Here is a 26,544-nt window from a genome sequence, read left to right on the forward strand (position 1 = left end):
GGGTGGCGGTGGTTTCTCGGCGGGGGATGCCGGGGCCGCGGCAGAGGCGGCGGCTAGTGGGCGCCGGCGGCGACGCGCGTGGTCAGCTGGTGCGCGTGGGCGAGGAGCGTGCGTCCGAGATCGGGAATGCGCTCGGGGGAGAACCGGAAGTCGACCCCCGTGAGGCTCAGCGCCCACTGCGGGTGCCCCGCGCGCGTGAACACGGCCGCTCCGATGCCGTAGCTGCCCTCGACGATGAGTCCCGGGTTGAGGGCGTAGCCGCGGGCCTGCGTCTCGCGCAGACGCGCGCGCAGACGCGGCTCGGCGTGCGCCGCGCCGTGGCGCTCGGCGAGCTCGGGATGCCGCTCGAAGTACGCGTCCACATCGTGGGGCGGCAGGAAGGCGAGGATGGCGAGCCCCGCCGATGCGACGCCCAGGGGGAAGCGCACGCCCTCCGACAAGACGAACGACCGGATCGGGAACGCGCCGTCCTCGCGGATGAGGCACACCGTCTCGTCGCCGCGGCGCACCGACAGGAACGCGCTCTCCTCGGTGCGCACCGCGAGCGACCGGACGATGTCGCGCGCGATGGCGGTGATGTCGTAGCGGGATGCCGCGACCGTCCCCATGAGGTAGAGCTCGGGTCCCGGCATCCACGCGCCGGTGCGCTCGTCCTGGTCGACGAGGCCTTCGTGACGCAGCGCGGTGAGCAGACGGTGCGTGGTCGGGCGGGTCAGCTCGGCGCGGCGGGCGATCTCGGCGACCGAGAGGCCCTCCTCGCCCGCCGACGTCACGAGCCGCAGCAGCGCCGCCGCCCGCGCCACCGACTGCGCGCCGGGAACCGTTCGTCGCGCGGTGTCCATGATGTGGACAGTACGCGCCGCGGCATCCACATGGCAAGCGCCGACGTGCGCGGCCGGGTGCGACGGCGGAGGATGGAGGCGGACACGCGGTGACAAAGGAGTGATTCGTGATCGACAAGACCTACCCGTCGGCCGCCGATGCGGTGGCCGACATCCCGGACGGCGCATCGCTGGCCGTCGGCGGATTCGGCCTCTCGGGCAATCCCATCGCGCTCATCGAGGCGCTGCTGGCCCAGGGCACGCGCGACCTGTCGATCGTCTCGAACAACTGCGGCGTCGACGACTGGGGCCTCGGCGTGCTGCTGAACGCGAAACGCATCCGCAAGATGACCTCCTCCTACGTCGGCGAGAACAAGGAGTTCGAGCGGCAGTTCCTCTCCGGCGAGCTCGAGCTGGAGCTGACGCCCCAGGGCACGCTCGCCGAGAAGCTCCGCGCCGGCGGCGCGGGCATCGCGGCCTTCTTCACCCAGACCGGCGTCGGGACCCAGGTCGCGGAGGGCGGACTGCCGCGCAAGTACGACGGCGCCGGGGGCATCGCGGTGGCGTCGCCGCCGAAGGATGTCCGCACCTTCGCCGTCACCGGCGAGGAGCGCGACTACGTGCTCGAAGAGGCGATCGTCACCGACTTCGCGCTCGTGCACGCCGCGAAGGGCGACACCCACGGCAACCTCGTCTTCCACAAGGCCGCCCGCAACTTCAATCCGCTCGCCGCCATGGCCGGGAGGGTATGCATCGCGCAGGTGGAAGAGCTCGTCGCCCCCGGCGAACTCGACCCCGACGGCATCCACCTGCCCGGCATCTACGTGCACCGCATCGTGGAGGTCGGCACCGACATCGAGAAGCGCATCGAGCGCCGCACCGTCACGGTCGACGACAGCGCCGACCGCGACATCCCGGAAGGAGCCTGAGATGGCGCGCACCCGCAACGAGATGGCCGCACGTGCGGCCGCGGAGCTGGCCGACGGGTCGTATGTGAACCTCGGCATCGGTCTGCCGACGCTCGTGCCGAACTTCGTGCCCGACGACGTCACCGTCGTGCTGCAGTCGGAGAACGGCATCCTCGGCGTCGGTCCGTATCCGACCGAGGCCCACGTCGACCCCGACCTCATCAACGCCGGCAAGGAGACCGTCACGGTCCTCCCGGGCGCCGCGTTCTTCGACTCGGCGCTGAGCTTCGGCATGATCCGCGGCGGGAAGATCGACGCGGCCATCCTCGGCGCCATGCAGGTGTCGGCCTCCGGCGACCTGGCGAACTGGATGATCCCCGGGAAGATGGTCAAGGGTCCGGGGGGCGCCATGGACCTCGTCCACGGCGCGGAACGCGTGATCGTGCTGATGGAGCACGTCGCGCGCGACGGCTCGGCCAAGATCGTCGACGCGTGTTCGCTGCCGCTCACGGGACGCGGAGTCGTCGACCGGATCATCACCGACCTCGCCGTCATCGACGTCACGGCCGACGGGCTCGTGCTCGTGGAGACCGCTCCGGGTGTCAGCGTCGCCGAGGTCGTCGCCGCCACCGAACCCCACTTGATCATCGCCGACGCACTCGAGGAGATCGCATGAGCACCGACGACATCGTCATCGTGGCCGCCGCCCGCACGCCGCAGGGCCGGCTCAAGGGGCAGCTCGCCTCCTTCACCGCCCCGCAGCTCGGCGGGTTCGCCATCGCCGGCGCGCTCGCACAGGGGGCCATCCCCGCCGACGCCGTGGATGCCGTGATCATGGGCCAGGTGCTGCCGGCCGGTTCCGGACAGAACCCGGCGCGCCAGGCGGCCCTCGCCGGCGGACTCGGCTGGGACGTCCCGGCATCTGCCGTCAACAAGGTGTGCCTGTCGGGACTGACCGCGATCATCGACGCCAAGCGGATGATCGCCTCCGGCGACGCGAGGGTCGTCGTCGCGGGCGGCATGGAGTCGATGACGCGCGCGCCGCACCTGCTGATGGGCTCGCGCGAGGGCTGGAGCTACGGATCCGTCGAGGTGCTCGACCACATGGCCTACGACGGTCTGACCGACGCGTACGACCGCGAGAGCATGGGTGCGTCGACCGAGCGGCTGAACCCGCGGTTCGAGGTGACGCGCGAACAGCAGGACCGCGTCGCCGCCCTGTCGCACCGGCGCGCCGCGGCGGCGCGGGATGCCGGGGTCTTCGACGCCGAGATCGTCGCGGTCGAGGTGGCGCAGCGCCGCGGTCCCGCGGTGACCATCACCACCGATGAGGGCATCCGCGACGAGACCACCGAGGAGACGCTCGCCGGTCTTCGCCCCGCGTTCTCGGCCGACGGGTCGATCACGGCCGGCAACGCATCGCAGATCTCCGACGGCGCGGCCGCCGTGGTGCTGACCACGCGTGCGCACGCCGACGCGAGCGGCTGGCCCGTTCTTGCCGTGGTGGGCGCGGCCGGTCAGGTTGCCGGCCCCGACAACTCGCTGCACGCGCAGCCCGCGCGCGCGATCGCCCAGGCCCTGCAGCGCCAGCACCTCGCGGCATCCGATGTGGATCTCATCGAGATCAACGAGGCGTTCGGCGCCGTCGTCGCCCGCTCGCAGCGCGAGCTCGGGGTGGGGGAGGACGTCGTGAACGTCCACGGCGGCGGCATCGCGCTCGGTCACCCGATCGGCGCCTCCGGCGCGCGGCTCGTCGTGCACGCCGTGCACGAGCTCGTCCGCCGCGGTTCGGGCACGGCAGCCGTCGGCCTCTGCGGCGGGGGCGGTCAGGGGGAAGCGCTGATCCTCACGCGCTGAGCACGGCGGCGTGCGCGGGGCGACACCCGCGCGCGACGGGTCAGGCGGGGCGCAGCCCGAGTGCGGGCAGGAGGATGTCGTCGACCAGGGCGATGATGTAGTCGCGGTCGACGGCGGTGCCGAGCATGAGGGTCTTGTACGCCGTCATGGCCGGGATCACCTGCGCCACGAGGGCGACATCGACGTCGGACGCGACCTCACCGCGTTCGATCGCGCGCTGGATGAGCACGCGCAGCGCGGCGGAACGGGGCTCGACGATGACCGCGCGCGCGGCGTCGGCGAACTCGGGAGACTCCGACATGAGGGAGACCATCCCGGCCATGATCCGGAGCTTGCGCTCACCGTCCTTCATCACGGGAGCCTTGATGTTGGCGACGAGGTCGCCGCGCAGCGAGCCCGTGTCGGGGAGATCGGCGGGGGAGCCGCTCTTCATGCAGGCCACCGCATCGATCACGAGCTCGGCCTTCGACGGCCAGCGCCGGTAGAGGGTCGCCTTGCCGGCGCGCGCACGCGCGGCGACCATGTCGACCGTCATGCGCTCGTAGCCCTTCTCGGCGAGGATGTCGAGCGCTGCGGCGAGGATCTCCGGATCCCGCGAGTGATCGCGCTTGCGCCCGAGTTTGGGGGCGGGGTCGACGTCCTCGGCGCTGAGGGTGGTGTCAGTCATGAGAACAGTGTAGTTCAGGAACCGGCGTGTTCAGGAACTATTTGGTTTCGGAACTGGCGAGTGTCGTATAGAATCTCCCGCATGACCTCCTCCTCACCCGAAGCCGCTGCGGCGGCGCACTCCAGCCGGCGCTGGCTGACGCTCGCCGTCGTCGCGCTGGCCCAGCTGATGGTCGTGCTCGACGCGACCGTCGTGAACATCGCCCTGCCCGCCGCGCAGGCCGACCTGCAGTTCTCCGACGGAGACCGGCAGTGGATCATCACGGCCTACTCCCTGGCTTTCGGCTCCCTGCTCCTGCTCGGCGGCCGCCTGTCGGATCTCATCGGACGCAAACGCGCCTTCATCATCGGGCTCCTCGGCTTCGCGCTCGCCTCCGCCCTCGGCGGCATGGCCGACACCTTCGGACTCCTCGTCTTCGCCCGGGCGCTGCAGGGCGCCTTCGGTGCACTGTTGGCGCCGACGGCGCTCGCGGTGCTCACCACGACCTTCACCGACCCCAAGGAGCGCGGTCGCGCCTTCGGCGTCTTCGGTGCGATCGCCGGTGCCGGCGGCGCCATCGGGCTCCTGCTCGGCGGCATCCTCACGGAGGACCTGAGCTGGCGCTGGAACCTCTACATCAACGACGTCATCGCGGTGATCGCCGTGATCGGCGCGATCTTCTTCGTGCACACGATCCCGCGGACGGGCCCGCGTCCGAAGCTCGACGTGCCCGGGACGGTGTTGGTGTCCGGTGCCCTCTTCGCCCTGGTCTACGGGTTCGCCCACGCGGAGACCGACGGCTGGGATGCGCCGCTGACGTGGGGCATGCTCACCGCGTCGGGCGTGCTGCTCGTCGCCTTCGTCCTGTGGCAGCGCCGGGCCGCGCATCCGCTGCTGCCCCTGCGTATCGTCCTCGACCGCAACCGGGCGGCCGCGTACAGCTCGATCCTCATCGCCGGCGCGGGGATGTTCGGGATCTTCCTGTTCGTGACCTACTACCTCCAGACCACGCTCGGCTACTCCCCGATCCAGACCGGGCTGTCGTTCCTCCCGATGATCGCGATGCTGGTGCTCAGCGCGCAGCTGTCGACGAACATCTTCCTGCCGCGGTTCGGTCCGAAGACGATGGTTCCGATCGGCATGCTGCTGGCCATGTCGGGCATGGTGCTGCTCACGTTCCTGGATCGCTCCAGCGTGTACGCCGCGAACGTGCTGCCGGCCCTGATGCTGCTGGGGCTCGGTATGGGATCGATCATGCCGCCGTCGATCCAGACGGCCACCCTCGGCGTCGACCGCGAGTTCGCCGGCGTCGCCTCCGCGATGGTCAACACCTCGCAGCAGGTGGGCGGCTCGATCGGCACGGCACTGCTGAACACCCTCGCCGCCACCGCCGCGGCGGACTTCGTCGCCGCGCACACACCCGTGACGCCGGACGTGCTCGCGGACGCGGCCATCCACAGCTACGCGACGGCGTACTGGTGGGGTGCGGGGGCATTCGGCCTCGGTGCGCTCATCTCCGCGGTGGCCTTCCGACGCAAGGGCGCCGCTGCGGCGGGGGATGCCGGCGCCCCGGCGCCCGACGCGGCATCCGAGCCGGTGCTCGCCCACTGAGGCGGCCGTCGCGCGCCGTCCGGACGTCGCCTCGCGACGCCGGGCGGCGCGCGTCGTCGCGATAGTCTCACCGGATGGTGACCATCGCAGCGCTGACCGCCGCCGACCATGACGAGTGGGCCGCCCTCTGGGCCGGCTACCTCACGTTCTACGAGAGTGAGCTGACCGACGAGGTCACCGCGGACGTCTTCCGCCGGCTCGTGGAGGGCGGGGCGCTGCGCGGGGCGATCGCGCGCGACGACGACGGACGTGCGGTCGGCCTCGTGCACTGGCTCTTCCACCCGTCCACCTGGAGCATCGGTGCGTACTGCTACCTCGAGGACCTGTTCGTCTCGCCGGATGTCCGTGGCGGCGGCGTCGGGCGTGCGCTCATCGCCCACGTACGCGACCGCGCGCAGATCGAGGGGGCGGCGAAGGTCTACTGGCTCACCCAGAGCGGCAACGCGACGGCGCGCACCCTGTACGACCGCGTCGCCGAGGACACCGGCTTCGTGCACTACCAGATCGCGCTCTGACCCGGCATCCGTCGGCCGCGGACGCGCAGAGGGGACCCGCCGTCAGCGGGAGAGGCGCTTGGCGAGGAACTTCTCCTCGCTGCCCCGCAGCGGCGAGTCGGTCGCCACGAGCTTTCCGCGCGAGGCGCGGTACGTGTCGACGATCGTGCCGATCGACAGCGCGAGCGTGATGCCCCAACTCAGCCACGCGAGAGCCTGCCGCCACGTGAAGGGCACGTCGCCACGGAGGCCGCGCAGCAGGGCGAGGCCGCTGGTGACGGCGGAGATGATCCCGGTCCCGAACAGGTACTTGCGCATGGGACCACGTTAGCCTGGACCCACGCCTGCCGAGAGGAGCCGCGTGAGCGACCGGAAGTCCAAGGCCGACGTGATCGTCGTGTCGAACCGTTTGCCCGTAGACCACGACCCGAGCGTCGAGGGCGGGTGGCGGCGCTCGCCCGGAGGCCTCGTCGCCGCGCTCGAGCCGGTGCTGCAGCAGACCGGGGGTGCGTGGGTCGGGTGGCCCGGGACCGCGGGGCTGGAACTCGAGCCGTTCGAGCTCGACGGCATGGAGCTGGTCCCGGTGACCCTCACCGATGAGGACGTCGAGCTCTACTACGAGGGCTTCTCCAACGACACCATCTGGCCGCTGTACCACGACGTCATCTCGCCGCCGGCCTACCATCGCGAGTGGTGGGAGGCCTACGTCCGCGTCAACGAGCGGTTCGCCGAGGCCGCGGCATCCGTCGCCGCCCCGGGCGCCATCGTGTGGGTGCAGGACTACCAGCTCCAGCTGGTCCCGCGCCTGCTGCGCGCGATGCGCCCCGACGTCGTGATCGGCTACTTCCACCACATTCCGTTCCCGGCATACGGCCTGTTCGCCCAGCTTCCGTGGCGCAGACACGTGCTGTCGGGACTTCTGGGCGCCGACGTCATCGGCTTCCAGCGGGTGCAGGATGCCGGCAACTTCACGAACGCGGTCCGTCGCCAGCTCGGCTTCGAGACCAAGTCCGGCACCATCCGCATCGTGGCCGACGACGGCTCGGTGCGCACCGCGGTGGCGAAGGCGTATCCGATCTCCATCGACGCGCAGCTGTACGACGAGATCGCGCGCCGGCCCGAGGTGCAGGCGCGCGCGAAGGAGATCCGGGAGAGCCTCGGCAACCCGCAGACGGTGCTCTTCGGCGTCGACCGCCTCGACTACACCAAGGGCATCGGCCACCGGCTGAAGGCCTACGGCGAGCTTCTCGAGGAGGGCCGCCTGGAGGTCGAGGACGTCACGCTCGTGCAGGTGGCGAGCCCCAGCCGGGAGCGCGTGGCCGCCTACATGCAGCTGCGCGACGAGATCGAGCTCACCGTCGGACGCATCAACGGCGACTACGACACGGTGGGGCACACCGCGATCAGATACCTGCACCACTCGTATCCGCGCGAGGAGATGGTCGCGCTCTACCTGGCCGCCGACGTCATGCTCGTCACGGCGCTGCGCGACGGGATGAACCTCGTCGCGAAGGAGTACGTCGCCAGCCGGGTCGACAGTCGCGGCGTGCTCGTGCTGAGCGAGTTCACCGGCGCGGCGGACGAACTCGCCCAGGCGGTGAAGGTCAACCCCCACGACATCGACGGTCTCAAGGACGCGATCATGACCGCGATCGACATGCAGCCCGCCGAACAGGCGCGGCGGATGCGAGGACTCCGCCGCCGCGTGCGGGATCACGACGTCGCGGACTGGTCACGTCGTTTCCTCACCGACCTCGACGCCGTGAAGGCACGGTCGTGAGCCTCGCTCCGGCCGTCGCCGCGCTCGCGCGGACCGAGCGTCTGCTGGTGGCGCTCGACTTCGACGGCACCCTCGCGCCGCTGATCGACGAGCCGATGGCGGCGCGGATGACCGCGGACGCCCGCGCCGCGGTCGACGCTCTCGTGCGCGCGCCCGCGACGACGGTCGCCCTCGTCTCGGGGCGCACTCTGCACGACCTCCGCATCATCGCGGAGCACGACGACGCCTCGCCGGTGCTGCTCGCCGGATCCCACGGCGCCGAGCACTGGCCCGCCTCTGACGACGATCGCGACGCCGACAGTGCGGATGCCGCGCTCCTCGCCCTCCGCGACGACCTGCGCCGCCGCGCCGAGGCGCTGGCTGCGCAGGCCGAGGGCGCATGGATCGAGCCGAAGCAGTTCGGGTTCGCGCTGCACACACGGCTGGTCGCCGATCCGGCCCGCGCGGCACGGGCGCACGACGCGATCGCCCGGCTCATGGCCGTCGAAGCGCCCGACTGGCGCCGCCGCGACGGCCACGACATCCTCGAGTACGCGTTCCGCACCGAGGGCAAGGACGGCGCTGTGGCGCGGTTGCGAGAGCGCACCGGTGCGACCGCCGTGCTGTTCGCCGGCGACGACGTCACCGACGAGGACGCCCTGCGCAGCCTCGAGTCCGGCGACGTGGGCGTGCGCGTCGGCGGGGGAGCGACGGCCGCCACGGTGCGTGTCGACGGCATCTCCGAACTGGCGGCGCTGCTGTCGGGTCTCGCGCGCGAACGCGACACCCTGCGGGAATAGACTTCGAGGATGCCGGACAGCGATCCCACCATCGACATCAAGCCCCGCAGTCGTGTCGTCACGGACGGCATCGAGGCGACCACCTCCCGCGGCATGCTCCGTGCGGTCGGCATGGGCGACGAGGACTGGGACAAGCCCCAGATCGGAATCGCCTCCAGCTGGAACGAGATCACCCCCTGCAACCTGAGCCTCGACCGGCTCGCTCAGGGAGCCAAGGAGGGCGTGCACGCCGGCGGCGGCTACCCCCTGCAGTTCGGGACCATCTCCGTCTCGGACGGCATCTCGATGGGTCACGAGGGCATGCACTTCTCGCTCGTCTCGCGCGAGGTCATCGCCGACTCGGTCGAGACCGTCGTCATGGCCGAGCGTCTGGACGGCACCGTGTTGCTCGCCGGCTGCGACAAGTCGATCCCGGGCATGCTCATGGCGTCCGCTCGCCTCGACCTGTCGAGCGTCTTCCTCTACGCCGGCTCGATCGCCCCCGGCTGGGTGAAGCTGTCGGACGGCACGGAGAAGGACGTCACGATCATCGACTCCTTCGAGGCCGTCGGCGCCTGCCTCGCGGGCAAGATGAGCGAAGCGGACCTCAAGCGCATCGAGTGCGCCATCGCCCCGGGCGAGGGCGCCTGCGGCGGCATGTACACCGCCAACACGATGGCCTCGGTGGCGGAGGCGCTCGGTCTCAGCCTTCCGGGCTCGGCGGCCCCGCCGTCCGCCGACCGTCGCCGCGACTACTACGCGCACCGCTCGGGCGAGGCCGTCGTCAACCTCCTGCGCCAGGGCATCACGACCCGCGACATCCTCACGAAGGAGGCGTTCGAGAACGCGATCGCCCTCGCGATGGCGCTCGGCGGCTCGACCAACGTCGTGCTGCACCTTCTGGCCATCGCGCGCGAGGCCGAGGTGGAGCTCAGCCTGCACGACTTCAACCGCATCGGTGACCGGGTGCCGCACGTGGCCGACATGAAGCCGTTCGGGAAGTACGTCATGAACGACGTCGACCGCCACGGCGGCATCCCCGTCATCATGAAGGCCATGCTCGACGAGGGCCTGCTGCACGGCGACGCCCTCACGGTCACCGGAAAGACGCTCGCCGAGAACCTCCGCGAGCTCGACCCCGACCCCATCGACGGCACCGTCATCCACACCTTCGACGACCCGATCCACGCGACCGGCGGCCTGACGATCCTGCACGGCACCCTCGCCCCCGAGGGCGCCGTCGTGAAGACCGCCGGCTTCGACGCGTCGGTGTTCGAGGGCCCGGCGCGGGTGTTCGAGCGCGAGCGCGGCGCGATGGATGCCCTGGAAGCCGGCGAGATCGAGGCCGGCAGCGTCATCGTCATCCGCTACGAGGGCCCCAAGGGCGGCCCCGGCATGCGGGAGATGCTCGCGATCACCGCGGCCATCAAGGGCGCGGGGCTCGGAAAAGATGTACTACTCTTGACGGACGGCAGATTCTCAGGCGGCACAACCGGCCTGTGCATCGGCCACATAGCACCCGAAGCGGTGGACGGAGGTCCTATCGCCTTCGTGCGCGATGGTGATCTGATACGGGTCGATATCGCGGCTCGCACTCTCGACCTACTCGTCGACGACGCAGAGCTGAACTCCCGCCGTGACGGCTGGGAGCCGCTTCCCCCGCGCTACACCCGTGGCGTTCTGGCCAAGTACTCGAAACTCGTGCGCTCCGCAGCGGAGGGCGCGACGACCGGCTGAGGCCGAGACTCCAGGGCGGGAAGCCGCCCTCACACGCATCCGACACCCGAGGTACCACTATGTCTCTCGACACCGCGGCCGTGCCGCGACCACCCGCCCGAGGATCCTCCGCACCGGTGCTGACCGGCGCCCAGGCCGTCGTCCGCTCGCTCGAGCTCCTCGGAGTGACCGACGTCTTCGGCCTGCCCGGCGGCGCGATCCTCCCCGTCTACGACCCCCTGATGGACTCGACGGCGCTGCGCCACATCCTCGTGCGCCACGAGCAGGGCGCCGGCCACGCCGCCGAGGGCTACGCCGCGGCATCCGGCAAGGTCGGCGTCGCCATCGCGACGAGCGGTCCGGGCGCCACCAACCTGGTGACCGCGATCGCCGACGCCTACATGGACTCGATGCCGATCGTCGCGATCACCGGCCAGGTGTTCTCGACCCTGATGGGCACCGACGCGTTCCAGGAGGCCGACATCGTCGGCATCACGATGCCGATCACGAAGCACTCCTTCCTCGTGAAGGAGGCGTCGGAGATCCCCGGCGCCATCGCGGCCGCCTTCGAGATCGCCTCGACGGGCCGTCCGGGCCCCGTGCTGGTGGACATCACCAAGGACGCGCAGCAGGCCGAGGCGCCGTTCGTGTGGCCGCCGAAGATCGAGCTGCCCGGATACCGCCCCGTCACGAAGGCCCACGGCAAGCAGATCCAGGCCGCGGCCCAGCTCCTCGTCACCGCGCGCAAGCCGGTGCTGTACGTCGGCGGCGGCGTGGTCCGCGCCGGGGCGGCCGTCGAGCTGCGCACCCTCGCCGAGACGACCGGCGCCCCGGTCGTGACGACGCTCATGGCGCGCGGCGCGTTCCCCGACTCGCACCCGCAGCACCTGGGGATGCCGGGCATGCACGGCACGGTGCCGGCGGTGCTGGCCCTGCAGGAGTCCGACCTCATCGTGGCGCTCGGCGCCCGCTTCGACGACCGCGTCACCGGCAAGGCGGCGCTGTTCGCCCCGAACGCGCAGGTCGTGCACGTGGACATCGATCCCGCCGAGATCTCGAAGATCCGCACGGCCGACGTGCCGATCGTCGGCGACGTGCGCGACGTGCTCGTCGACCTCGACGCGGCGTTCCGCGGCGCGGCGGAGGGGCAGAAGCCCGAGATCGCCGAGTGGTGGTCGTACCTCGACGGCCTGCGTGACGAGTTCCCCCTCGGCTACACGCAGCCGAGCGACGGACTGATGTCGCCGCAGTACGTGATCTCTCGCATCGGCGCGCTCACCGGCCCCGAGGGCGTCTACGCGGCGGGCGTGGGCCAGCACCAGATGTGGGCCGCGCAGTTCATTACGTACGAGCGCCCCAACGCGTGGCTCAACTCCGGTGGAGCCGGCACGATGGGCTACTCCGTCCCCGCCGCCATGGGGGCCAAGGTCGCCGAACCCGACCGCGTCGTGTGGGCGATCGACGGCGACGGCTGCTTCCAGATGACCAATCAGGAGCTCGCCACCTGCGCGATCAACAACATCCCGATCAAGGTCGCGATCATCAACAACTCGAGCCTCGGCATGGTGCGCCAGTGGCAGACGCTGTTCTACGACGGCCGCTACTCCAACACCAACCTCAACACGGGCCACGGCAGCATCCGCATCCCCGACTTCGTGAAGCTCGCGGAGGCCTACGGGTGCCTCGCGATCCGCGTGGAGAAGGAGGAAGACGTGGATGCCGCCATCCAGACGGCGCTGGAGACCAACGACCGCCCGGTCGTGATCGACTTCGTCGTCTCCGCCGACGCGATGGTGTGGCCGATGGTGCCGCAGGGCGTCAGTAACAGCTACATCCAGTACGCGCGCGACCACGCCCCGAGCTTCGATCAGGAGGACTGAGATGAGCCGTCATGTCCTGAGCCTCCTGGTGGAGAACAAGCCGGGCCTGCTGACCCGCGTCGCGGGGCTGTTCGCCCGTCGCGGGTTCAACATCGAGTCCCTCGCGGTGGGCGTCACCGAGGTGCCGGGCCTGTCCCGCATCACGGTCGTCGTCGACGTCGAGGAGCTGCCGCTGGAGCAGGTGACCAAGCAGCTCAACAAGCTGATCAACGTCATCAAGATCGTCGAGCTGGAGCCCGCGGCATCCGTACAGCGCGAGCACATGCTCATCAAGGTGCGCGCCGACAACCAGACGCGCTCCAACGTGATCGAGGTCGTGAATCTCTTCCGCGCCTCGGTCGTCGACTACGCGACCGATGCGCTGGTCGTCGAGGTGACCGGCGATCGCGGCAAGATCGACGCGATCCTGCGCGCGCTCGAGCCGTTCGGTATCAAGGAGCTCGCCCAGTCGGGTCTGCTCGCGATCGGCCGCGGCGGCAAGTCCATCACCGAACGCGTCCTGCGCGGCTGAACCTCTCGCGGGCGTCTCGACGCGCTGCGCCCGCTCAACGACCGGAAAGAAACCAAGGAGAAACACACACCATGGCTGAGATCTTCTACGACTCCGACGCCGACCTGTCCATCATCCAGAGCAAGAAGGTCGCGATCGTCGGCTACGGCTCGCAGGGTCACGCGCACGCGCAGAACCTCCGCGACTCGGGCGTCGAGGTCGTCATCGCGCTCAAGGACGGCTCGAAGTCCATCGCGAAGGCGCAGGAGGACGGATTCGAGGTCAAGAGCGTCGCCGACGCGGCGGCCTGGGCCGACTTGATCATGATCCTCGCGCCCGACCAGCACCAGCGCGGCATCTACCGCGACAGCATCCAGCCGAACCTCGCCGCCGGCAAGACGCTCGCCTTCGCCCACGGCTTCAACATCCGCTTCGGCTACATCGACGCGCCCGAGGGTGTCGACGTCATCCTCGTCGCCCCGAAGGCGCCGGGACACACGGTGCGTCGCGAGTTCGTCGCCGGTCGCGGCATCCCCGACATCATCGCCGTCGAGCGCGACGCGTCGGGTCACGCCTGGGAGACCGCGCTCTCGTACGCGAAGGCCATCGGCGGCACCCGTGCCGGCGTCATCAAGACGACCTTCACCGAGGAGACCGAGACCGACCTCTTCGGCGAGCAGGCGGTGCTGTGCGGCGGTGTCTCGCAGCTCGTCCAGTACGGCTTCGAGACGCTGACCGAGGCCGGCTACCAGCCGCAGATCGCCTACTTCGAGGTGCTGCACGAGCTGAAGCTCATCGTCGACCTCATGTGGGAGGGCGGCATCGCCAAGCAGCGCTGGTCGGTCTCCGACACGGCCGAGTACGGCGACTACGTCTCCGGCCCGCGCGTCATCGACCCGCGCGTCAAGGAGAACATGCAGGGCGTGCTCGCCGACATCCAGTCCGGGGCGTTCGCGGAGCGCTTCATCGGCGACCAGGACGCCGGTGCGCCCGAGTTCCAGGAGCTGCGCGCGAAGGCCGCCGCCCACCCGATCGAGGCCGTCGGCAAGGACCTGCGTGCCCTGTTCGCGTGGAAGCAGCAGGACGCCGACTACACCGAGGGATCCGCCGCGCGCTGATCCCGTCCAGACCCTCGGCACACCCGCCGAGCAGGCTTGCGAAAGCCACACGGGCCCGGCCCCCTCACAAGGGGGTCGGGCCTTCGCCTTTGCTAGCGTGGCGGTCATGACCGTCGCCGTCGAGATCGCCGTGCAGGATGCCGCGGGCTCCCGCGCCGCGATGGATGCCGGAGCCTCCCGTCTCGAACTGTGCCAGGCGCTCGGCGTCGGCGGCCTGACACCCTCGATCGGACTCGTCGAGGCCGCGGTGGCCGGCGTCGGGGGAGAGTCGGTCAATGTGCTGGTGCGCCCTCGGGGCGGCGGGTTCGTCTACGACGCCGAGGAGGTCGCCCTGGTCGCCGCCGACATCGCCGCGATCGCGCGTGCGGGCGCCGGGGGCGTCGTCGTCGGTGCGCTGACGGCCGCCGGCGCGGTCGACGCGGAGGCGCTGCGCCGCTGGCGTGAGGCCGCCGGCGACCTCACGCTCGTCTTCCACCGGGCGATTGACGCGTCCGCGGATCCGCTCGCGGTGCTCGAGCGCCTCGCCGAGCTGGGCGTCGACCGGGTTCTCACCTCGGGCGGGGCCGACCGTTCCATCGACGGGGTCGGCGCGCTGCGCCGCTTCGTCGCACTCGGGGCGGGCGTGGAGATCATGGCCGGCGGCGGCATCCGCGTGCCCGACATCCCGGCCATCGTGGCGACCGGCGTCGACGCCGTGCATCTGTCGGCGCGAGCCGTCGCCGGCCGCGACACGCCCGCCGGGCCCGGCGGCGGCGCGAGCGGCCACGACGTCACCGACGCCGCGGTCGTGGCGGCGGCGGTGGCCGCGGTCGGCGCTACGCTCGAAGCGTGAGCACACCACGCGACGACGACGCCCTCAGCTGGGACGGCGACGACGACCCCACGCTCGATGTCGGCCACCGGCCCGGCGCCGACACGGCGGTCGCGGACGGCGCGCCGATCGAGGACGATGAGCCCGCGGCGGAGCCCCTCGCCCTCCCCGACGGCTACACGGCCGTGGGGAAGGGGAGCGCGGAGGTCGGCCGCATCGAGGCCGACGGCACGGTCACCATGCCGGACGAGCCCGCACAGCTGTCGAACGCGATGCTGGTGACGTTCGGCATCCTCGCCGGCGCCTACCTCCTCTTCACGATCGGCTGGATCATCGGCGGACTGCGGCTGCAGGGCACCGCCCAGTTCCTGGTCAGCCCCGTCGGGTACACGGTCGCGTTCTGGCTCGCCGTCGCGGCGCCGGCGCTGTGGTTCCTGACGGTGTTCGTGCTCACCCGGCTCGCCAAGGCCTGGATCCGCGTGCTGCTCCTGCTCGGCGGACTCGCACTCCTCGTGCCGTGGCCCTTCATCCTGGTCGGGGCGGTGGGACGATGACCCCGGACACGTCCTCCGCGACGACCCCCGTGGCCGCAGGGAAGCGGCGCGCGCTGCCGACCTGGCTGATCGTGACGATCTCGGTGCTCTTCGGGCTCTTCTACGCGTACTTCGTCTGGAACGCCGTGGACTTCCTCGTCCAGGCGGCATCCGGCGCACAGCCCCTCAACGGCTACGGCTGGTTCGTCCTGCTGCTGTCGGTGGTCTTCCCGCTCGTCGCTTTCGGCGTCGCCTTCGCCGTGGGCTGGCGGCGTTCGTGGTGGCAGTTCTCGCTCGTGCTCGTCACCGGGCTGTGCGTCGTCGCGGTGTTCTGGTTGAACATCCTGACCTACAGCGTCGGGCCCTCCGGCACGTCGATGATCGGCTGAGAGCCGGGTTTTCCCGGCCGTCACACGGTCGGGGGCAGGGCGGCACGACCGGTAGGCTGGCATCCTTCCACCGATCCCATCCTTCGCAAAGGTCCTGCCGCTGTGTCCAAGCCCGTCGTCCTCATCGCCGAAGAACTCTCACCCGCCACGATCGACGCCCTCGGGCCGGACTTCGACGTCCGTCAGGTCGACGGCACCGACCGCCCGGCGCTGCTGTCGGCGATCGCCGAGGCGCACGCGATCCTGATCCGCTCGGCGACGAAGGTGGATGCCGAGGCCATCGCCGCCGCTCCCGTGCTCAAGGTCGTGGCGCGTGCGGGCGTGGGCCTCGACAACGTCGACATCAAGGCGGCGACGGCCGCCGGCGTCATGGTCGTCAACGCGCCGACCTCGAACATCATCTCCGCGGCGGAGCTGACCGTCGGGCACATCCTGAGCCTGGCGCGCCACATCCCGGCCGCGCACGCGTCGCTCGCGGCGGGCGCATGGAAGCGCAGCTCGTTCACCGGCACCGAGCTGTTCGAGAAGACGGTGGGCATCATCGGCCTCGGCCGCATCGGGGCGCTCATCGCGGCCCGGCTGCAGGCGTTCGGTGTGACGGTCGTCGCGTACGACCCGTATGTCACCCCCACGCGCGCCCAGCAGCTCGGAGTGAGCCTGCTGAGCCTCGACGACCTGCTCGAGCAGAGCGACTTCATCACGATCCACATGCCCAAGACGCCGGAGACGACCGGCATGATCGGTGCCGAGCAGTTCGCGCGGATGAAGCCGACCGCCTACGTGGTCAACGTCGCCCGCGGCGGACTGATCGACGAGGAGGCGCTGTACACGGCCCTCACCACCGGTGAGATCGCCGGGGCCGGTCTCGACGTCTTCACGAGCGAGCCCCCCACGCCGGAGGGCACCGCGTTCCCGCTGCTGTCGCTGCCGAACGTGGTCGTCACCCCGCACCTGGGGGCCTCGACGGACGAGGCGCAGGAGAAGGCCGGCATCTCGGTCGCCCGCTCCGTCAAGCTCGCCCTCGAGGGCGACCTCGTGCCCGACGCCGTCAACGTCGCCGGTGGCGTGATCGATCCGTTCGTGCGTCCCGGCATCGCGCTCGTCGAGCAGCTCGGGCAGGTCTTCTCGGGCCTCGCGACGAGCGCGCTCACGAGCCTCGACATCGAGGTGCGCGGTGAGCTCGCCGCCTACGACGTGAGCGTCTACCGCCTGGCGGCGCTCAAGGGCATCTTCACCAAGATCGTCAGCGAGAACGTGTCGTACGTCAACGCGCCGCTGTTCGCCGAGCAGCGCGGCATCGAGACCCGCCTGATCGTCGAGGCCGACAGCCCCCTGTACCGCAACATCACGATCCTGCGCGGCACGCTGTCCGACGGATCCGTGCTGACGGTCGCCGGCACCCTGGCCGGCACGCGCATGGTGCCGAAGATCGTCGGCATCAACGGCTACGAGATCGAGGTGCCGATCGAGAAGCACCACCTCGTGATGCGCTACGCCGACCGTCCCGGCATCGTCGCGATCTACGGACAGAAGCTCGGGGAGGCCGGCATCAACATCGCGGGCCTGTTCGTCGCGCAGCCGGATGCCTCGGGTCGCGCCCTCTCGGTGCTGACCGTCGACCAGCCCGTGCCCGACGCGATCCTGGACGACACGCGTGCAGCGATCGGCGCCGACCTGTTCCGCCAGCTGGAGATCAGCGAGGCCTGAGGCCCGCAGGGCGTTTCGACTCGCGGCGCTCGCTCGACGACCGGGGGAGCCGCCTCTTCCCGGTCGTCGAGCGCGGAGCGCAGCGACGAGTCGAGACGCGGTGCCCCCGGGTCAGCGGACCGCGCGCTCGACCAGGGCGACGAGCGCGTCGAGCGCGTCGCCGCGGGGGACCGGCCCGGGGATCGAGCCGCCCGACAGGGCGTTGTTGAAGTACAGGCCGTCGCCGACGAGCATGACCAGATCCAGCGCGGCGCCGTCGGGGGCGTACGGGCGCAGGGCGTCCGCCCACTTCTCCCGCACCTCGCGCAGCGCTTCCGCGGCCTGCGCGTTCCCGCCCTGCGCCAGGCGCGAGGCGGCGAGGATGGCGCGGTCGATCGGGTCGTTGGACATCACCGACGACCGCAGGTAGTGGGCGATGGGGCCGCCCGGGTAGCTCGACATCGCCGCCACGTCGTCCTCCACGAGCGCGCGGAGGCGTTCGATCAGGCCGGCCTCGAGCAGTTCCTTCGAGGCGAAGTGGTAGAGCAGGCCGCCCTTCGAGACGCCCGCTGAGCGGGCCGTGGCATCCATCGTCGCCGCGCGTTCACCGTCGTCCACGAGGATCGCCTCGAAGGCGTCCAGCACCTTCTCGCGGGCCAGGGGAGGGCGACTCATGGTCTCGATGCTATCCAGCGGGTGATCTCCATCTCTGTTACTATACCGGCTGGACGGTAAAGAAATCATGACTTTGACAGAAGAGATCACCTTGGCCGAGGCGAACGGCAAGCGCGTCGGATGGCGCGGCTGGCTCGCACTCGTCGTGCTGATGCTGCCCGTGCTGCTCGTGTCCGTGGACAACACGGTGCTGAGCTTCGCGCTGCCCGACATCGCCCTGAGCCTCAACCCCTCCAGTGCGCAGCAGCTCTGGATCATCGACGCCTACCCCCTCGTGCTCGCGGGCCTGCTCGTGACGATGGGAACCCTCGGCGACAGGTTCGGCCGACGGCGGATGCTGCTCATCGGCGCGACCGGATTCGCGGCCGTCTCGGTGCTCGCCGCGTTCGCCCCCAGCGCCGCCTGGCTCATCGCCGCACGCGCGGGCATGGGTGTCTTCGGCGCGATGCTGATGCCGTCGACCCTGTCGCTGCTGCGCAGCATCTTCACCGACCGCGACCAGCGCCGCATGGCCATCGCGGTGTGGGCGTCGATGTTCTCCGCCGGCGCGGCGCTCGGTCCGATCGTCGGCGGCATCCTGCTGGAGCACTTCGCGTGGGGCTCGGTCTTCCTCATGTCGGTGCCGGTGCTCGTGCCGCTGCTGGTGTTCGCACCGCTGCTGGTGCCCGAGAGCCGCGACCCGCACCCGGGACGCATCGACCCCGTGAGCATCGCCCTGTCGATGCTGACGATGGTGCCGATCGTCTACGCCATCAAGGAGGTCGCCGTCCACGGGTTCGGCGTGCTGCCGGTGGTGCTGACCGTCGCCGGCGTGGCGTTCGGCGTGCTGTTCGTGCGTCGCCAGCTCGGCTCGACGCAGCCCATGCTCGACATGCGCCTGTTCTCGCGCGGCACGTTCAGCGGTGCGCTGCTGGTCAACCTCCTGAGCGTGGTGTCGCTGGTGGGCTTCCTGTACTTCGTCGCACAGCACCTGCAGTTGATCGTCGGGCTGTCGCCGATGGAGGCCGGCTTCGCGCTGGTCCCCGGAATGGCGGCCATGATCGTCGCCGGGCTCCTGGTCGTGCCGATCGCGCGTCGCGTCTCGGCGCGCGTGGTCGTGCCGATCGCGCTGACGTTCTCGGTGGTGGCGTACCTGCTCGTCCCGGGCGCCGTGGGCGACGGCGCGCTGCCGCTGCTCGTGGCCGCGTTCGTGCTGCTCGGCATCGGCATCGGAGCGGCCGAGACGGTCTCCAACGAGCTGATCCTCGCGAGCGCGCCCCCGGCGAAGGCGGGTGCCGCCAGCGCCGTCTCCGAGACGGCCTACGAGCTGGGCGCCGTGCTCGGCACGGCGGTGCTCGGCGGCATCCTGACCGCGGCCTACCGCAGCGGGATCGTCCTGCCCGCGGGAGTCGAGGGGGCGGCCGCGGATGCCGCGCGCGAGACGCTCGCCGGCGCGATGACGGTCGCGGGCACGCTCGACACCCCGACCGCCGAGGCCCTGCGCAGCGCCGCGGCGCACGCCTTCGATGCCGGCGTCGGCATCACCGCCGTCATCGGCGCGGTGCTCGTCGCCATCGCGGCGGTCATCGCGGCCACTACGCTGAAGGGGTCCCGCAGCGCGCACGTCGAGCACTGAGCCGTCCTCCCGGACGACGACGCCGACAATGCCGCGCGTCGACGGTTCGGGCAGTTTCGAGCAGTTTCGAGGAGTTCCATGTCGCGTGTCATCAAGCTCGCCGTCATCCCGGGTGACGGCATCGGTCCCGAGGTCGTCGGCGAGGCGGAGAAGGTGCTGGATGCCGTGACCGCGGCATCCGACGTGACCTTCGACAAGACACGGTTCTCGCTCGGCGCGGCGCGTTACCTCGAGACCGGCGACACGCTCACCGACGACGACCTGGCCGCGATCGCCGCGCACGACGTCATCCTGCTGGGGGCCGTCGGCGGCGTGCCGGGAGATCCGCGGCTGAAAGACGCGAACATCGAGCGCGGGCTGCTGCTGAAGCTCCGCTTCTCGCTCGATCACTACGTGAACCTCCGCCCCTCGAAGCTCTACCCGGGAGCGCCCGGCCCGCTGGCCGACCCCGGCGCGATCGACTTCGTGGTCGTCCGTGAAGGCACCGAGGGGCCCTATGTCGGCAACGGCGGGTCGATCCGCACGGGCACCCCGCACGAAGTCGCCAACGAGACGTCGGTCAACACGGCCTTCGGCATCGAGCGCGTCGTGCGCTACGCGTTCGCGCAGGCCGAGCGTCGCCGTAAGAAGGTCACGCTCGTGCACAAGACCAACGTCCTGGTGCACGCGGGCGGGATGTGGAAGCGGATCGTGGATGCCGTGGCATCCGAGCACCCCGACGTGACCGTAGACTATGTGCACATCGACGCGGCCACCATCTATCTGGTCACGAACCCGGGCCGCTTCGACGTGATCGTCACCGACAACCTCTTCGGCGACATCCTCACCGACTTGGCCGGCGCCGTCACCGGAGGCATCGGCCTCGCCGCTTCGGGGAACATCAACCCCGACGGCGCGTTCCCCTCGATGTTCGAGCCCGTGCACGGCTCGGCGCCGGACATCGCGGGACAGCAGAAGGCCGACCCCACGGCCGCGATCCTCTCCGTCGCTCTCATGCTCGATCACCTCGGGCTGGCCGACGAAGCCGCGCGCGTCACCCGCGCCGTCGAAGCGGACATCGCCGCCCGGGGATCGCAGCCCCGCACCACCGCCCAGGTCGGCGACGCCATCGCCGCCGCTGTCCGGGCGTAGCCTGGAACCGCCGCACGTACGCCGACCGCTCACACCCTCAGGACTAGACATGAGCCTCACCTACGAACCCGACGCCGGACTCGCCCCACTGGAGTTCGCGGTCACCCGCAACCTGGCGGCGAAATCCGCCGCCGAGCGCGAGCAGCTGCTCGCCGACCCGGCCTTCGGCACCACCTTCACCGACCACATGGTCGACATCTGCTGGTCGGTGCGCGGCGGCTGGCACCGCCCCCGCGTGCAGCCCTACGGGCCGCTGTCGCTCGACCCCGCCGCCGCCGTGCTGCACTACGGCCAGGAGATCTTCGAGGGCATCAAGGCCTACCGCCACGCCGACGGTTCGGTGTGGACCTTCCGTCCCGACCAGAACGGTCGTCGTCTGCAGCGCAGCGCCCGCCGCCTCGCGCTGCCCGAGCTGCCGGTGGAGTACTTCGTCGAGTCGCTGAAGGCGCTCATCGCGGTCGACGGCGCCTGGGTGCCCTCGGGCGGGGACCAGAGCCTGTACCTGCGCCCGTTCATGTTCGCCAAGGAGGCGTTCCTGGGCGTGCGCCCGGCCAACAAGGTCGGCTACTACGTGATCGCCTCCCCGGTGGGTGCCTACTTCAAGGGCGGCGCGAAGCCGGTGTCGATCTGGCTCAGCGAGGACTACGCCCGCGCCGGCAAGGGCGGCACCGGCGCCGCCAAGACCGGCGGCAACTACGCCGCGAGCCTGCTCCCGCAGGCCGAGGCGTACGAGCAGGGCTGCGACCAGGTCGTCTTCCTCGACCAGGATCGCAACGTCGAGGAGCTGGGCGGCATGAACGTCGTGTTCGTCTACAAGGACGGCACGATCGTCACTCCCCAGTCCGACTCGATCCTCGAGGGGATCACGCGCGACTCGATCCTGCAGCTCGCGGCCGACCGCGGCCACAAGATCGAGGGACGCGCCGTGTCGATCGACGAGTGGCGCTCCGGTGTGGCCTCGGGCGACATCGTCGAGGTGTTCGCGTGCGGAACCGCCGCGGTCGTCGCGCCGATCGGCGTGCTGAAGGGACGCGACTTCGTCGACGAGCAGCCCCTCGGACCGCTCGCACTGTCGCTTCGCGAGGAACTCACCGACATCCAGTACGGGCGGCGCGAAGACACCCACGGCTGGCTGCTCCGGCTGGATGAGCCCACGACCGCTGCGGAGCCGGCGGAGTGAGGATCGTCCGCTTCAGTCATCACGACGCGATCCGTTTCGGCATCGTCGACGGCGCCGAGCTCGTCGTCCTCGCGGGCGATCCGCTGTTCGCCGGCTTCGACACCACCGGTGAGCGTGTGCCGCTCGGCGAGGCGGCGCTGCTCGCGCCGGTGATCCCGCGGTCGAAGATCGTGTGCGTGGGCAAGAACTATCGCGACCACGCCGCGGAGATGGGTGGCGAGGCCCCCGAGGCGCCGCTGCTGTTCCTCAAGCCCAACACGGCGGTCATCGGTCCCGGAGATGCCATCGTGCGCCCGCCGCAGTCGCAGCGCACCGACTTCGAGGGCGAGCTGGCCGTCGTGATCGGCCGGGTGGCGAAGAACGTCCCGGCATCCGCGGCGCTCGACTACGTGTTCGGCTACACGATCGGCAACGATGTCACCGCCCGTGACCTGCAGAAGTCCGACGGCCAGTGGGCGCGCGCCAAGGGCTTCGACACGTTCTGCCCGCTGGGGCCCGCGATCGAGACAGAGTTCGACCTGGACGGCGGTGCCCGCATCGTCACCCGGGTCGACGGGGAGGTCCGCCAGGACGGTCCGATCTCCGACATGGTGCATTCCGTGCCGGACATCATCGCCTACGCGTCGGCGGCGTTCACGCTCCTTCCCGGCGACGTGATCCTCACGGGCACGCCCGCGGGCATCGGGCCGTTCGAGGCCGGTCAGAGCGTCGAGGTCGAGATCACCGGACTGGGGACACTCCGCAACACCGCGCGAAACGCGTGACCGTCGAGCCGGAGCTGGATGCCGCGACCGTCGGCCGTGTGCAGCGGCGAACGGTCGGCGTGCTCGCGGCGGGCCAGGTGCTGGGCGGCATCGCCTTCGGTGCCACGGTGTCGCTCGGCGCCCTGCTGGCGGCGGATCTGTCCGGGCAGGAGGCGCTGTCGGGGCTCGCCACGGCATCCGTCACGCTCGGTGCCTCCTTCTGCGCCATCCCGCTCGCGCGTCTCGCCGCGCGACGCGGACGCCGGGTCGCCCTCACCCTCGGCAACCTCTTCGCGCTCGTCGGCATCGCGGTGGTCATCACGGCCGCCGCGGTGCGGAGCTTCCCGCTGCTGATCGTGGGCGTCATCCTGATCGGCGCCGGCAACGCGGGCAACCTGCAGTCGCGATTCGCCGCGACCGACCTCGCGCCCGCCGAACGACGCGGACGAGACCTGGGCACGGTCGTGTGGGCCACCACGGTGGGAGGGGTTCTCGGGCCGCTGCTGCTGACGCCCGGGGAGGCGGTGGGCTCCGCACTCGGGATGCCGCCGCTGACCGGTTCGTACGCGTTCTCGATCGTCGCTCAGCTCGCCGCGTTCGTGCTGTACGTCGTGGCCCTGCGGCCCGATCCGCTCGTGCTCGCGCAACGTCTGGCCCGCAGCGGCGAGGCCCGCCGGGAGCGCATCGTCGAGGTCGATCGCCCGGTCGCGGCGCGTTACGCCGTGTTCGCCGTCGCCGGCTCGCACGTCGTGATGGCATCCGTCATGGCGATGACGCCGATCCACCTCGCTCACCTCGCGCCGGATCACGTCACCGTCGTCGTGGGCACCACCATCGCGCTGCACGTGTTCGGGATGTACGGACTGTCGCCACTGTTCGGCGTGCTCGCCGACCGGTGGGGCCGCATCGCGACGATCCTCCTCGGACAGGCGCTGCTCGCCGCCGCCCTCGTGCTCGCCGCCGTGGCCCCCGACTCGCAGTGGGCCGTGCTGGTCGCGCTGTTCCTGCTCGGCGCCGGGTGGAGCGCGGCGACCGTGTCGGGAGCGGCGCTGCTGACCGAGAGCTCGTTGACGGCTCTCCGGCCGCGACGGCAGGGGCTCAGCGACACGATCATGACCTTCAGTGCTGCCGTGGGTGCGGTTCTCGCGGGGGTGGTGCTGAGTCAGGTCGGCTACGGCGGTCTCGCGCTGGTCGCCCTCGTCGTCGTCGCCGCCGTCACGGTGCTCTCGCCCTACGCGCGGCGCGCCTGACTCGCCGGGGTGCCGGGGTGCCGGTGTGCCGGGGGGCACGGGGCGGATACCGAGGAGCTGGCGGATGCCGAGGATGATCTGACACGGATCGGTCCTCTGATCCCGACATCTCCGCGGAATCGGCGTCGTGCGCACGCCCGGCGCAGCGCGCTCGACGCGCGTCGGTCCGCCGACGCCGACCCCGATTCCCGTGCCAGGTCGTCCAGCTGGCGTGCCGTATTCAGTCTCGCCGGCGCCGGCGAGCCTCGACGCCCGCGTGATTCCGCGGGTGCAGGGGTTCGGTGCGGGCGCGCAGACTGAGTACGGCACGCCCACCGCGCGCGCCGGGGCGAGAATGCACCCGCGCGAGGGTCAGCGGCCGAGGGCGGCGACCGCGCGCTCGACGTCGTCGGCGTCGTTGAAGACGTGGAACGCGACGCGCGCGCGACCGTTGCGGCCGGATGCCGTGATGCCGGCGGACTGGAGGCGCGCCAGGTCCGCGCCGTCGGGATCGAGCCAGGTGACGATCGCCGTCGCGGTCTCGGGCTCCTCGATTCCCACCGCGGCGCGGAAGCGGGCGGCCAGGCCCGTCGTGTGGGCATGCACCGCCTGCATGTCCGCCGCGGCGAAGGAGCGCAGCGCGGGCTCGGCTCCGACGAAGGCCTGCCACGCGGGCGACACGTCGAAGCGTCGCGCGCAGGCGGCGAGGTCGGCGCCGCCGCCGTAGCAGGAGGCCCACGGGTCGTCTCCCGCATACCAGCCCGCCTGGACGGGCGTCAGCGTCCGCGCGTAATCCTCGCTCAGCACCAGGAAGGCGACGCCCCGCGGGCAGCAGAGCCACTTGTACGCGTGGCAGAGCAGGGCGTCGACGCGCCCGGCATCCACCGGCATCCAGCCGACGGCCTGCGTCGCGTCGCACACCGTCCTCGCACCGACCGCGGCGGCCGCATCGCAGATCGCGTCGAGGTCGGCGACGTGCCCGCACGCGGACTGCACGAGCGAGAAGGCGACGAGGTCGGTGTCGGCGGTGATCGCGTCAGCGAGTCGGGACAGCGGCGCGGTGCGCACGCGGATGCCGCGGCCCGCGTGCACGAAGGGGAGCACGAGAGACGAGAACTCGTCCTCGGGGACGAGCACGTCCGCGCCGTCGGGAAGTGCGGCGGCGAGGAGCGCGACCTGGACCGAGGTCTGCGAACCGATCGCGACGCGGTCGGCGGTGACGCCCACCAGGTCGGCCAGATGCGCTCGAGAGGCCTCGACGGCACGGCTGTAGGCGGCGATGTCGGGCGTGCCGCAGAGGTCGGCGGTGACCGCGCGACGGGTGGCGTTCATGGGCAGCCCGACCGTGCACGCGGCGAGGTAGCCGGCGGCCGAGGGGAACTGTGCGCGCAGGTCCGCGAGAGACTCGAGGTCGACGATGCTCATGGTTCCAGCGTGACGCCGCACCACGCATGCGTCTACGGCAAGTGATGCATGGAAAGCATGCCGTGACATTATGTGTTCATGATGCCAGACGCGCCCGACCTCGACGTCCAGGTGCTCCGCACCGTGCGGGCGATCGCCGACACCGGTTCGATCACCGCCGCGGCCGCCGCCCTCGGGTACAGCCAGCCGGCGATCAGCCAGCAGCTGCGCCGGCTCGAGGCGCGCCTGGGCGTCGCGATTGTGGAACGGGTCGGGCGGGGCGTGCGGCTGACGGAGGCGGGCCGGGTGCTCGCCCGCCACGCCCCCGCCGTCACACATGCGTTCGATGCCGCGGCGGAAGAGCTCGCCCAACTGCGGGGCCTGCGCACCGGCGTCGTCCGGCTGGTCGCCTTCCCGTCGGCGTCGCCGGTGCTCGTGCCGCGCCTGATCGCGGCGCTCGCGGTCGCGCATCCGGGCCTGTCACTGACGTATGTCGAGGCGGAGCCGCCCGAAGCGGTCGAGGCGATCCGCGAGGACCGCGCTGACATCGCACTGACCTTCAGCTATCCCGGCGACCGCGACGATCCGCACGGGACGAGCGCCCGCGGCCTCTCGGTGCGCAGCGCGGGTCGCGACGAGCTGCTGCTGGTGCTGCCGGAGGGGCACGGCGCCGTGTCCGACCTGGCCGACCTCGCCGCGGCGACGTGGATCGCCGGATGCCCGCGATGCCGCGGTCACCTGCTGGAGCTCTGCGGACGCGCGGGGTTCGAGCCGCGCATCGGCTTCGAGACCGACAACGCCGTGGCGGTGGAGGGACTGGTCGCCCAGGGGATCGGGGTCGCGACGCTTCCACGGATGGCCGTCGCGTCGTTCCCGGTGCTGCCCGGCGTCGTCACCGCGCCCCTGCCGGCATCCGAGGCACGGGGCCTGCACGTCGTGACCGCACGCGATGCCGAGCGCGTGCCCTCGGTGCGGGCCGTGCTCGATGTCTTGATGGAGCAGGTGAGCGCGCTGCACCGCCGGGTCTCCGACGGCGCCGAGAGCGCATGACCGACCCGGCGTCCGGCCG

Annotated in this window: 26 protein-coding genes; 21 read left to right on the forward strand and 5 right to left on the reverse strand. The window is 71.1% G+C overall.

What is annotated here, in order from left to right; translation table 11 throughout:
- Positions 1–53: 53 nt before the first annotated feature.
- On the reverse strand, positions 54–842 hold the full coding sequence (locus L0965_RS11640; protein ID WP_101306193.1) for an IclR family transcriptional regulator: 789 nt from the start codon (positions 840–842) through the stop codon (positions 54–56).
- 107 nt (positions 843–949) lie between these two features.
- Here L0965_RS11640 and L0965_RS11645 point away from each other — a divergent pair, with 107 nt between their 5' ends.
- From L0965_RS11645 to L0965_RS11655, 3 genes are read left to right on the forward strand one after another with little or no spacing between them, the layout of a single operon-like run.
- Positions 950–1,750, forward strand: a complete 801-nt coding sequence (locus tag L0965_RS11645; RefSeq protein WP_101306194.1) for a CoA transferase subunit A — start codon at positions 950–952, stop codon at positions 1,748–1,750.
- A gap of 1 nt (position 1,751) precedes the next feature.
- Positions 1,752–2,405, forward strand: a complete 654-nt coding sequence (locus L0965_RS11650; protein WP_198553613.1) for a 3-oxoacid CoA-transferase subunit B — start codon at positions 1,752–1,754, stop codon at positions 2,403–2,405.
- The gene (locus tag L0965_RS11655) at positions 2,402–3,586 is read left to right on the forward strand and encodes an acetyl-CoA C-acyltransferase (protein WP_101306195.1); all 1,185 of its coding nucleotides are present in this window, start codon (positions 2,402–2,404) and stop codon (positions 3,584–3,586) included. The genes L0965_RS11650 and L0965_RS11655 overlap by 4 nt, the downstream gene beginning before the upstream one ends.
- Before the next feature lie 40 nt (positions 3,587–3,626).
- On the opposite strand, the gene L0965_RS11660 is transcribed toward L0965_RS11655, so the two are convergent.
- On the reverse strand, positions 3,627–4,253 hold the full coding sequence (locus L0965_RS11660) for a TetR/AcrR family transcriptional regulator (RefSeq protein ID WP_101306196.1): 627 nt from the start codon (positions 4,251–4,253) through the stop codon (positions 3,627–3,629).
- An 81-nt stretch (positions 4,254–4,334) separates the two neighbouring features.
- On the opposite strand from L0965_RS11660, the gene L0965_RS11665 reads away from it, so the two are divergent.
- Complete coding sequence (locus L0965_RS11665) at positions 4,335–5,843, forward strand: MFS transporter (protein ID WP_232783894.1); 1,509 nt, start codon at positions 4,335–4,337, stop codon at positions 5,841–5,843.
- 74 nt (positions 5,844–5,917) lie between these two features.
- Positions 5,918–6,358 carry a GNAT family N-acetyltransferase gene (locus L0965_RS11670; RefSeq protein ID WP_060958415.1) on the forward strand — a complete coding sequence of 147 codons (441 nt, stop codon included), beginning with the start codon at positions 5,918–5,920 and terminating at the stop codon, positions 6,356–6,358.
- A 42-nt stretch (positions 6,359–6,400) separates the two neighbouring features.
- On the opposite strand, the gene L0965_RS11675 is transcribed toward L0965_RS11670, so the two are convergent.
- Entirely contained in the window at positions 6,401–6,655 is a 255-nt protein-coding gene (locus L0965_RS11675; RefSeq protein ID WP_101306198.1) for a hypothetical protein, read from the reverse strand.
- 43 nt (positions 6,656–6,698) lie between these two features.
- Between L0965_RS11675 and L0965_RS11680 the strand changes: the two genes are divergently transcribed.
- From L0965_RS11680 to serA, 10 genes are all read left to right on the forward strand, one after another.
- Entirely contained in the window at positions 6,699–8,117 is a 1,419-nt protein-coding gene (locus L0965_RS11680) for a trehalose-6-phosphate synthase (protein WP_101306199.1), read from the forward strand.
- Positions 8,114–8,896, forward strand: coding sequence for a trehalose-phosphatase (otsB, locus tag L0965_RS11685; protein WP_101306200.1), 783 nt, complete (start codon positions 8,114–8,116; stop codon positions 8,894–8,896). Before L0965_RS11680 ends, otsB begins: the two co-directional genes overlap by 4 nt.
- 9 nt (positions 8,897–8,905) lie before the next feature.
- The gene (gene ilvD / locus L0965_RS11690; RefSeq protein ID WP_101306201.1) at positions 8,906–10,612 is read left to right on the forward strand and encodes a dihydroxy-acid dehydratase; all 1,707 of its coding nucleotides are present in this window, start codon (positions 8,906–8,908) and stop codon (positions 10,610–10,612) included.
- Positions 10,613–10,671: 59 nt separating this feature from the next.
- Positions 10,672–12,471: an acetolactate synthase large subunit gene (locus L0965_RS11695; RefSeq protein ID WP_101306202.1), complete on the forward strand. Its 1,800-nt coding sequence runs from the start codon at positions 10,672–10,674 to the stop codon at positions 12,469–12,471.
- Between the two features lies 1 nt (position 12,472).
- Entirely contained in the window at positions 12,473–12,982 is a 510-nt protein-coding gene (gene ilvN, locus L0965_RS11700) for an acetolactate synthase small subunit (RefSeq protein ID WP_036290481.1), read from the forward strand.
- Positions 12,983–13,053: 71 nt separating this feature from the next.
- Positions 13,054–14,079 carry a ketol-acid reductoisomerase gene (ilvC, locus tag L0965_RS11705; RefSeq protein WP_060958421.1) on the forward strand — a complete coding sequence of 342 codons (1,026 nt, stop codon included), beginning with the start codon at positions 13,054–13,056 and terminating at the stop codon, positions 14,077–14,079.
- Positions 14,080–14,185: 106 nt separating this feature from the next.
- Positions 14,186–14,911 carry a copper homeostasis protein CutC gene (locus L0965_RS11710; protein WP_101306203.1) on the forward strand — a complete coding sequence of 242 codons (726 nt, stop codon included), beginning with the start codon at positions 14,186–14,188 and terminating at the stop codon, positions 14,909–14,911.
- Complete coding sequence (locus L0965_RS11715; protein WP_060958423.1) at positions 14,908–15,444, forward strand: hypothetical protein; 537 nt, start codon at positions 14,908–14,910, stop codon at positions 15,442–15,444. Before L0965_RS11710 ends, L0965_RS11715 begins: the two co-directional genes overlap by 4 nt.
- Positions 15,441–15,812 carry a hypothetical protein gene (locus L0965_RS11720; protein ID WP_060958424.1) on the forward strand — a complete coding sequence of 124 codons (372 nt, stop codon included), beginning with the start codon at positions 15,441–15,443 and terminating at the stop codon, positions 15,810–15,812. The genes L0965_RS11715 and L0965_RS11720 overlap by 4 nt, the downstream gene beginning before the upstream one ends.
- Before the next feature lie 102 nt (positions 15,813–15,914).
- Complete coding sequence (gene serA / locus L0965_RS11725; RefSeq protein WP_101306204.1) at positions 15,915–17,519, forward strand: phosphoglycerate dehydrogenase; 1,605 nt, start codon at positions 15,915–15,917, stop codon at positions 17,517–17,519.
- A gap of 111 nt (positions 17,520–17,630) precedes the next feature.
- Here the strand turns inward: serA and L0965_RS11730 are convergent, their stop codons facing one another.
- Positions 17,631–18,173 (reverse strand): TetR/AcrR family transcriptional regulator, encoded by a 543-nt coding sequence (locus L0965_RS11730; RefSeq protein ID WP_101306205.1) that lies wholly within the window; start codon positions 18,171–18,173, stop codon positions 17,631–17,633.
- 67 nt (positions 18,174–18,240) lie between these two features.
- On the opposite strand from L0965_RS11730, the gene L0965_RS11735 reads away from it, so the two are divergent.
- The 5 genes from L0965_RS11735 (at position 18,241) to L0965_RS11755 (ending at position 24,092) form a co-directional block, all read left to right on the forward strand.
- The gene (locus L0965_RS11735; protein ID WP_061781816.1) at positions 18,241–19,788 is read left to right on the forward strand and encodes an MFS transporter; all 1,548 of its coding nucleotides are present in this window, start codon (positions 18,241–18,243) and stop codon (positions 19,786–19,788) included.
- Positions 19,789–19,866: 78 nt separating this feature from the next.
- Positions 19,867–20,919 (forward strand): 3-isopropylmalate dehydrogenase, encoded by a 1,053-nt coding sequence (locus L0965_RS11740; protein WP_101306206.1) that lies wholly within the window; start codon positions 19,867–19,869, stop codon positions 20,917–20,919.
- Positions 20,920–20,968: 49 nt separating this feature from the next.
- Complete coding sequence (locus L0965_RS11745; RefSeq protein ID WP_101306207.1) at positions 20,969–22,099, forward strand: branched-chain amino acid aminotransferase; 1,131 nt, start codon at positions 20,969–20,971, stop codon at positions 22,097–22,099.
- Complete coding sequence (locus L0965_RS11750) at positions 22,096–22,863, forward strand: fumarylacetoacetate hydrolase family protein (protein WP_060958430.1); 768 nt, start codon at positions 22,096–22,098, stop codon at positions 22,861–22,863. Before L0965_RS11745 ends, L0965_RS11750 begins: the two co-directional genes overlap by 4 nt.
- A gap of 14 nt (positions 22,864–22,877) precedes the next feature.
- Positions 22,878–24,092: an MFS transporter gene (locus tag L0965_RS11755; RefSeq protein WP_101307220.1), complete on the forward strand. Its 1,215-nt coding sequence runs from the start codon at positions 22,878–22,880 to the stop codon at positions 24,090–24,092.
- Positions 24,093–24,443: 351 nt separating this feature from the next.
- Here the strand turns inward: L0965_RS11755 and L0965_RS11760 are convergent, their stop codons facing one another.
- Positions 24,444–25,496 carry an aminotransferase class V-fold PLP-dependent enzyme gene (locus L0965_RS11760; RefSeq protein WP_101306208.1) on the reverse strand — a complete coding sequence of 351 codons (1,053 nt, stop codon included), beginning with the start codon at positions 25,494–25,496 and terminating at the stop codon, positions 24,444–24,446.
- Positions 25,497–25,574: 78 nt separating this feature from the next.
- On the opposite strand from L0965_RS11760, the gene L0965_RS11765 reads away from it, so the two are divergent.
- Entirely contained in the window at positions 25,575–26,525 is a 951-nt protein-coding gene (locus L0965_RS11765; protein WP_374198336.1) for a LysR family transcriptional regulator, read from the forward strand.
- Positions 26,526–26,544: the final 19 nt, after the last annotated feature.

The organism is Microbacterium sp. NFH-22A-Y, assembly GCF_021401375.1.
GTDB classification, from domain to species: domain Bacteria; phylum Actinomycetota; class Actinomycetes; order Actinomycetales; family Microbacteriaceae; genus Microbacterium; species Microbacterium hominis.

Coding starts and splice junctions, on each gene's coding strand:
- L0965_RS11640 (WP_101306193.1), bottom strand. CDS start 842: ATGGACACCGCGCGACGAACGGTTCCCGGCGCGCAGTCGGTGGCGCGG.
- L0965_RS11650 (WP_198553613.1), top strand. CDS start 1,752: ATGGCGCGCACCCGCAACGAGATGGCCGCACGTGCGGCCGCGGAGCTG.
- L0965_RS11655 (WP_101306195.1), top strand. CDS start 2,402: ATGAGCACCGACGACATCGTCATCGTGGCCGCCGCCCGCACGCCGCAG.
- L0965_RS11660 (WP_101306196.1), bottom strand. CDS start 4,253: ATGACTGACACCACCCTCAGCGCCGAGGACGTCGACCCCGCCCCCAAA.
- L0965_RS11665 (WP_232783894.1), top strand. CDS start 4,335: ATGACCTCCTCCTCACCCGAAGCCGCTGCGGCGGCGCACTCCAGCCGG.
- L0965_RS11670 (WP_060958415.1), top strand. CDS start 5,918: ATGGTGACCATCGCAGCGCTGACCGCCGCCGACCATGACGAGTGGGCC.
- L0965_RS11675 (WP_101306198.1), bottom strand. CDS start 6,655: ATGCGCAAGTACCTGTTCGGGACCGGGATCATCTCCGCCGTCACCAGC.
- ilvD (WP_101306201.1), top strand. CDS start 8,906: ATGCCGGACAGCGATCCCACCATCGACATCAAGCCCCGCAGTCGTGTC.
- L0965_RS11695 (WP_101306202.1), top strand. CDS start 10,672: ATGTCTCTCGACACCGCGGCCGTGCCGCGACCACCCGCCCGAGGATCC.
- ilvN (WP_036290481.1), top strand. CDS start 12,473: ATGAGCCGTCATGTCCTGAGCCTCCTGGTGGAGAACAAGCCGGGCCTG.
- ilvC (WP_060958421.1), top strand. CDS start 13,054: ATGGCTGAGATCTTCTACGACTCCGACGCCGACCTGTCCATCATCCAG.
- L0965_RS11710 (WP_101306203.1), top strand. CDS start 14,186: ATGACCGTCGCCGTCGAGATCGCCGTGCAGGATGCCGCGGGCTCCCGC.
- L0965_RS11720 (WP_060958424.1), top strand. CDS start 15,441: ATGACCCCGGACACGTCCTCCGCGACGACCCCCGTGGCCGCAGGGAAG.
- L0965_RS11730 (WP_101306205.1), bottom strand. CDS start 18,173: ATGAGTCGCCCTCCCCTGGCCCGCGAGAAGGTGCTGGACGCCTTCGAG.
- L0965_RS11735 (WP_061781816.1), top strand. CDS start 18,241: ATGACTTTGACAGAAGAGATCACCTTGGCCGAGGCGAACGGCAAGCGC.
- L0965_RS11740 (WP_101306206.1), top strand. CDS start 19,867: ATGTCGCGTGTCATCAAGCTCGCCGTCATCCCGGGTGACGGCATCGGT.
- L0965_RS11745 (WP_101306207.1), top strand. CDS start 20,969: ATGAGCCTCACCTACGAACCCGACGCCGGACTCGCCCCACTGGAGTTC.
- L0965_RS11760 (WP_101306208.1), bottom strand. CDS start 25,496: ATGAGCATCGTCGACCTCGAGTCTCTCGCGGACCTGCGCGCACAGTTC.
- L0965_RS11765 (WP_374198336.1), top strand. CDS start 25,575: ATGATGCCAGACGCGCCCGACCTCGACGTCCAGGTGCTCCGCACCGTG.